Annotated in this window: 5 protein-coding genes; all 5 read right to left on the reverse strand. The window is 73.1% G+C overall.

From position 1 onward, the window contains the following. Positions 1 to 790 (reverse strand): IS701 family transposase (locus KBI5_RS20915; RefSeq protein WP_116289979.1); only part of this gene is annotated, 790 nt, incomplete at its 3' end. Next, positions 765 to 1,379 (reverse strand): lytic transglycosylase domain-containing protein, encoded by a 615-nt coding sequence (locus KBI5_RS20920; RefSeq protein ID WP_051623958.1) that lies wholly within the window; start codon positions 1,377 to 1,379, stop codon positions 765 to 767. The genes KBI5_RS20915 and KBI5_RS20920, both read right to left, overlap by 26 nt. Further along, positions 1,376 to 2,350, reverse strand: coding sequence for a replication-relaxation family protein (locus KBI5_RS20925; RefSeq protein ID WP_085016208.1), 975 nt, complete (start codon positions 2,348 to 2,350; stop codon positions 1,376 to 1,378). The genes KBI5_RS20920 and KBI5_RS20925 overlap by 4 nt, the downstream gene beginning before the upstream one ends. Further along, positions 2,347 to 4,860: a type IV secretion system DNA-binding domain-containing protein gene (locus tag KBI5_RS20930; RefSeq protein ID WP_085016209.1), complete on the reverse strand. Its 2,514-nt coding sequence runs from the start codon at positions 4,858 to 4,860 to the stop codon at positions 2,347 to 2,349. The genes KBI5_RS20925 and KBI5_RS20930 overlap by 4 nt, the downstream gene beginning before the upstream one ends. 125 nt (positions 4,861 to 4,985) lie before the next feature. Beyond that, positions 4,986 to 6,168 (reverse strand): ATP-binding protein (locus tag KBI5_RS20935; RefSeq protein WP_198537861.1); only part of this gene is annotated, 1,183 nt, incomplete at its 5' end.

Consider the following 6,168-nt stretch of genomic DNA (forward strand, 5'->3'; position numbering starts at 1 on the left):
CCCAGTCGTAGAGTCGTGGGCCTTTCGATCCGTGAGCGGCCGAGTAGGTCTCCCACGCTTCCACCGGGACGAGCGCGGCGAGCGCGTCGACGCGGCAGCGACCGACAGCCGTGCTCACCTCCGCGTCGCACCGGACCCCGAACACGAAGCCGATCTGGTGTTCTTCCAGCCAGTCCCGCAGTTCCGGATCGGCGCCGTAGGCCTCGTCACCGGCGACCCAGCGCAACGTCCGGCAGGTCAGCCAGAACCGGCGGATCATGTCCAGGGCCAGCAAGGGCTTCGTCGCGAACCCGACCCGCCGCGGTACCCCTGCCACCTCACACCGCGCCCGGTCGTCGGTCCAGCTCACCGGAAGGTAAAGCTCACGGTCGACGAAAGCCCGGCCCTTCCCCGAGACATAGGCGGCGAAAACACCGATCTGGCAGTTCTCGACACGGCCCGCCGTGCCGGAGTACTGCCGCTGAACCCCAGCCGAGCGGTTACCTTTCTTCAGGAACCCCGTCTCGTCCACGACCAAAACCCCGTCCGGCTCGGCCAGGTTCTCGGCCACATATCCCGCGACCACGTTAYGCACCGCGTCCGCGTTCCAGGAATACTCGTTCAACAACCGCTTCATCTTCTGCGGCCCCGCGTCCCCGTTGAACTCCGCGAGCGTCCATCCGTTCTTCCGTTCCGTCCGGGACAACAGGCCCGCCACATACGCCCGTGCCTGCGCCCTGGGCTGCTCGTTCRGGAAACAGCCCGCGACCCGACCGAACAGTTCCTCAAGTCCTGCCTCCCACACCGACACGTCCACCCCGGGTATGCTTCCGGCCACGGTCACCGCGGCGCCTTCGCTGATTCTCACAAAACCACGGAGAACCACGCGGTGGCCGCTCTACACCTCCCACCGCGCCGCCGTCCCGAGAAGAGACCACACGGCGATCACTGTTCCTGTAGTAGTAGGCGAATATCGCTTTGGAAATATCGGCGCCGTCGCGGGCGCCGGAGGCGCACAGGTAGGCGGCGGCGGTGAATACCGCGTCGGCGGGGTCGTTGATGTCCGCCCCGCCGCCGTCGGCGTCGACGGCGAAGGCGGCGAACGTGGCGGGCAGGAACTGCATCGGGCCTTGCGCTCCGGCGTCCGAGGTCCAGTCGGGGTTGCGGCCGTGGTCGGTCTCGGTCTTGCCGATGGCAGCGAGGATGATCCAGGGCAGCCCGGGGCAGGTCGCGGCCGCGGCAACGTAGAGCTCCTGGTAGCCGGCGGGGATGTCCTCGGTGGCGCGCTGGCTGGGCGGGTCGCCGAGGGAACTGATGCTGCTGAGGACCCCGGCGGCGGCGCCCAGGAGGAGCACGATCAGGCCGAGTACGAGTGCGCCGGTGGCGGCCAGCGGCTTCACCGGCCCTGCCGCAGGAGCGGCGGGCGGGGTTCGGGAGCCGGGTCCGGGTCGTCCGTGCCGCCACCGGGTGGGCCGGGGTCGAGGGGCCGTGCGGGGTGCAGGGGGGTGCCGTAGCGGCGGGCCAGCCCGTCCAGATCGACCCGGCTGGTGGCGTGCAGGGGCAGCCAGACGGCGCGGGTGGGAGCGAGGTCGTCGTCGTCGTCGGCGTCGGGGGCGGTCAGCGGGCCGGGGGCGGCGGTGATGACCGTGACCCCGGGCGGGCTGGTGCGCAGCGCCGCGCGCAGGTTCGTCTCCCGGCGGGCGCTGGGCAGCCAGATCAGCAGCGGTGTGACGATCCCGCTGCTTTCGGCGAGGCGGCTGTAGGCGGGGAGTTTCCCGAGCACGCGGGTGAGGGGTTCGGTACCACGGTCAACCTCGATCATGACGTCGAGGCGGCGTAGGCCGGCGACCCACACCCCGTAGCCGTCGGGACACACGATCCGCCCCCAGACCTCAGCGGCGCGCCGTTCGGACCACCAGGCGACCAGCCCCGTGCCTTCGGGCCGGCGGCGGGTGGCGTGCACCAGCGCGGAGCACAGGCTGTTGACGGCGACGAGGTGCGCGAGGCGGACGCCGTGGGCCAGCGCATGGAGGCGGTCACGCCGGTAGCCGAGGTCACGGACGCTGATGCCGCGTTCAGCAGCGAGGATCGCCGCCCCGGCAGTGCCGAGGATGTAGTGCAGGGGGGCGGCGACGAGGCTGTAGTTCGGATGGACACGGTCCAMAACCCCGAGGCGGTGCAGGGTCGCCAGCCGCATCCGGGTCTGCCGTTCCCCGTCGAAACAMAGCCGGGTGATGTGCCGCCGGGTCAGCACCTGATGTTCGTGGAGCATCGCGAGCAGCCAGCGGTCGCGGGGGGTGAGCCGGCCGGCGAGTTCGAGGATCAACGCGTCCTGCGAACGGGAGGAGGGCCGGCGGGCGGGGGGTGTCATGCCGGGCTCCCTTCAGGCCGGCCAGGGCGGGGTCGGGGTTCGTGGAGGCCGGCCGTGGCGGTGGGGGTGGTGTGGCGGCGTGCCGCCGCGCGCAGCACCGCAGCCCGTCCGGGGACGGCGGCGGGCAGAGGGCGGGTGCGCAGGGTGAAGGCGGCGCTGTCCTCGCCGTTCACGATGAGGCGGGTCGCGGCAGTGAATGCCGGGAGGCGGGCGAGGTCGTGGTGGGACAGCACCGGGGTGACGTGGCGGGCGAGCTCCGCGGCGTCCCGTGGGCTGACGGCGAAGAACACCTTGCTGCGGGCGTTGGTGGACAGGGCGTCGGCGAGGTCGCCGGGCAGCTGGCGGAGGTGCTGGTGGGCGAGCACCATGGACAGCCGGTAGCCGCGGGCCTCGGCGAGCATGTCCTCGATCGCGCCCGGCAAGGTGAGAAAGTTCTGGCATTCGTCGAGGTAGGCGGCGCAGTCGCGGCGTCGGGCGGGGGGAAGGGCGGCGCGGCGCAGAGCGGCCTGCCAGACTTTCGCGAGCACGATCGAGCCGATGATCTGCGCGCCGTCTTCGCCGATCGCGCCTTTGGGGACGCGGACGAGGAGGATCCCGCCGCGGTCCAGGATCGCCGACACGTCAATTGTGGACGGCCCGCTGGCGAGACAGTCCCGGGCGAAGCCGCGCAACAACAACGCGCGGAGCTTGTTCATCAACGGCCCGGTTGCGGCGGCACGTGCCCCGTCGGACAGCTCTGCGTACCAGGTCCAGAAGCCGGCGAGGATCGGATCGGAGACGCGGGCAGCGGCGGCCCGGCGGGCGCGGGGGTCGACCAGGACATCGACGACGTCGACCAAGGTCGGTGCGGGCTGGCTGGCGCGGCGGCCCGAGAGCAGGGTTAGGCAGGTGGAGCGCAGCAGGTCGTCGGTGCGGGGGMCCCAGCTGTCCGCCCAGATCCGCCGGAAGATTCCCACCAGCTGATCGGTGGCCAGCCCGGGGTCGCGGCCGTCGAGGATGTTGAGGACCGGCGGCGGCGCGGCGTCGTCGGGGTCGAGGAGCACGAGCCGGTCGGCGGACTCGGCGGGCAGCCGGTCGAGCAGGTCACCGACGAGGTCGCCCTTGGGGTCGATGACGACGACACCGCGGCCAGCGGTCGCATCGTCGAGGATCATGTTCGCGAGCAGGGTTGACTTGCCGGAGCCGGTGGCGCCGAGAATGTGCAGGTGGTGGCGGGCGGCGGGCACGTCGATGCCGATGTCGCGGCGCCGCCCGGCCTCGGTACGTCCGAGGGTCTTCACGCCGGGTCCGGCGTCGGGGATGCCAGCGGGGGGTGCGACGGCGGCAGCACCGGCCCGCGCGAGCCCGGGTACCGCGGTGTCCACGGGGAGGTGCGCGAGGGCGGCGAGTTCGTCGATGCTGACCAGATCGCCGCGGCGTAGCCGCCGCTCGCCGAGCAGCCGGGGCGGGTCCGGCAGTTTGAGCCGGCGGAGATGGTTGTGGCCGGCGTAGACCGCATAGGCCGTGGCCAGCGCGTGCGCCCGGCCCCGGAGCGCGGCCCACGTGCGCGTCGTCTGGGCGGGGTCTGCGGGGGTGGGGCGGGCGGCGGTGTAGGCGACGCGGACCTCGAACCGCGGCCCGAGCGCCTTCTGGGCGATGGCGCGGGACTCGGCCGACTCCTCCGGGGGTGTCGGGCCAGGCCGGCGGGCAGTGCCGGACGGGGTGGTGCTGTGAGGGCTGATCAGGTCGAGCAGGCGGGCCCACGGCTGCGCGTGGGGGGCCTGGCCGCGGTGACGGGCGGCAGCGCGGCGTGCTTGGGCGAGACGGCGGCCGGTGACCGGACGGGCGAGGACCTGCACGACCGCGGTCTCGTCGTCGTCCAACTCCCCGGCCGCCCCCAACAGAGCGCGTACCGGATCGCCGGGCGGTGTCGCGTGCAGCGGGAGGACGTCGGTGCGAGCGAGGCGCAACACCCCGCCCTCGGCCAGCGGCCCACCAACGGCGCCCCTCGGGGTGGAATCGGTGGGGTGCAGGGGATGGAGGGCGGGACGGCGGGTGGTGGTACGGGCGCCGGGCCAAGCGGCCTGCACCGCCCGCTCCACCAGCCCCGGCGGTACCGCCCCGGGCACCCAGAGACGAAACGCGGTACCTGCCCGCCGGGCGACGATCTCGAAGCCCAAATGCGGCTGTCCGTGTAGGAGCCGGGGCCAGAAGGGTCGGAGCAGCCCGCTCATCTGCCCCCAAAACGCCGCTGCCGCATCGGGGCTGACCTCCGGGGGCATCAGGATCTCCACGGTGCGGGCGTCTGCGACGAGCCCAGCGTCCCGGCCGGCCCAAAAGCGCCGCCGGACCAGCGCGGCGGCGAGGGTGAGCACGGCCAGGGGCAGGCCGACGGGCAGACCCCACACGGCGAGGAGATGGGCGAGGGCATGCCCCACCCCGGCCGGGCCGATCAGCCAGCCACCCGGCGCAGGCAGCGCAGGCGGAGGCGGGGCAGGCGGAGGCGGGGGCGGGGACAGCGGCAACGTCATGAACCACTCCAAGGAGGCATCAGCGTCTGGCGCCGGACAGCGACCGCCGCGCGGCACGTCCAGGCACGCAGAGGAGGAACAGCCCCACCCGAAGGGCGGGCATGGACGGGGACCGGTGGTGCTGGTCAGAGCGGGTCGGCGTCGTCGGCCGGCGCGAGGCCACCGCGGGCCGTGCCCTCCTGGGCGTCGAGGCCGGGGGTGGTGGGCTGCGGGGCGCGGCGGGCGACGTCGACCGGATCTGTGGTGATCAGTTCGTGTTCCCGTGGGGATGCCTGYGCGCGGAACAGCGCCCGATACGCGCCGGTGACGAGCAGCGCGTCGCCGGGCCGGGCGGCGAGCAGCGCCGCGATCTCTCCGTCGGTGAGGCCGAACGCCGCGCGCACCGCCGGGGCGGCGGAGCTGTCCTGGCGCAGGAGCAGCTTCGTCCCGGCGTTCGCAATGATCGCCCGCCCCTGGTCGGTGGCGAGCAGGTCGCCTGTGTCCTGGGTGACAAGAGCGAGGCCGGCCCACCATTTACGGGCTGCTTTCGCCAACCGGTGCAGGAACCGGGCGCCGATCGGGTGGGCCATGAGCAGCCAGGCTTCGTCGACGACCACGAGACGTCGGCGGCGCCGCGTCGGGTCGGCGACCTGCCGCCAGATCGCGTCCAACACCAGCAGGATCCCGGCCGCCCGCAGCTCGTCGGGGAGGGCACGCAGCCCGTGGACCACCAGATGCCCCGACGGCTGGGAGGTGGTGGGTCCGTCGAACAGCCCCCGGTGCGACCCGGTCACGAACGGGGCGAGCAGGCCGGCGAGCGGCTGGCCGTCGGGGTCGGCGTCCAAGGCGGCGGCGATGTCGGCGAGCAGCGGCGCCGGCCGATCCCACGTGGCCGGATCCTGGCTGATCCCGGCCTGGGCGTAGGCGGCGAGTAGCGCCCGGTCCAACGCCGCCCGTCCGGCCGGGTCGTCGACGGGAGAGGCGATCAGCGTGGACAGGAGAGTGTGGGCGAACAGGATCCTGCGGGTGAGCAGCTCCGGGTCACCGCGGCCGTGAGCAGGCAGGTCGAACGGGTTGAGACGCACCCCGGGCGCGCCGAGAGACAGCCGGCTACCGCCGACGGCGGCGGCCAGCGGCGCGTACTCGTCTTCCGGATCCACCACGTGCACCTCGACGTCCTGGTAGAGGCTGCGCAGCACGTCGAGTTTCGTCAGATACGACTTTCCGGCACCGGAGGCGGCCAGCGTGACCGAGTTGTAGTTCGCCGCCGCCCACCRGTCATGCGCCACCACCCCCGTCGAGGACAGGTTCGGCCCGTAGACGACGGGG

Source organism: Frankia sp. KB5 (assembly GCF_002099325.1).
In the GTDB taxonomy this organism is placed as follows: domain Bacteria; phylum Actinomycetota; class Actinomycetes; order Frankiales; family Frankiaceae; genus Frankia; species Frankia casuarinae.